The organism is Rahnella ecdela (assembly GCF_019049625.1).
Taxonomy (GTDB): Bacteria; Pseudomonadota; Gammaproteobacteria; order Enterobacterales; family Enterobacteriaceae; genus Rahnella; species Rahnella ecdela.
This window is the reverse complement of the sequence record NZ_JAFMOY010000026.1, coordinates 1-261: the sequence shown is the minus strand read 5'-3', so window position 1 is coordinate 261 and position 261 is coordinate 1. Positions and strand designations below refer to the sequence as shown.

Genomic DNA, 261 nt, shown 5'->3' with positions numbered 1-261 from the left:
TAGAAATCCTGCATGAAGAAGGCATGACAATCCGCTTTGAATATGACGCGCGCGGCAGAAGAATATCGGGCGAAGACAGCGCGGGGGCAAAAACCCTCTGGCAGTACAATGAGGCCGGTGACGTGATGTCGGTGACCCGCCCTGACGGCAGTAAAAGTGTGCAAAGTTACGACGCCCGCGGCAATCCGGCAAGCCAAAGTGACGGCGGGTTAACGCGCCGGACAGAGTTCGACAGCGCGGGCAGGCTTGTCCGCCTGGTCA

General features: G+C 59.0%; 1 protein-coding gene. It reads left to right on the top strand.

What is annotated here, in order from left to right; all coding sequences use genetic code 11:
* Nucleotides 1-23: 23 nt before the first annotated feature.
* The coding region (locus J1784_RS00115) for a hypothetical protein (RefSeq protein ID WP_217147568.1) at nucleotides 24-261 on the top strand (238 nt) is incomplete at its 3' end.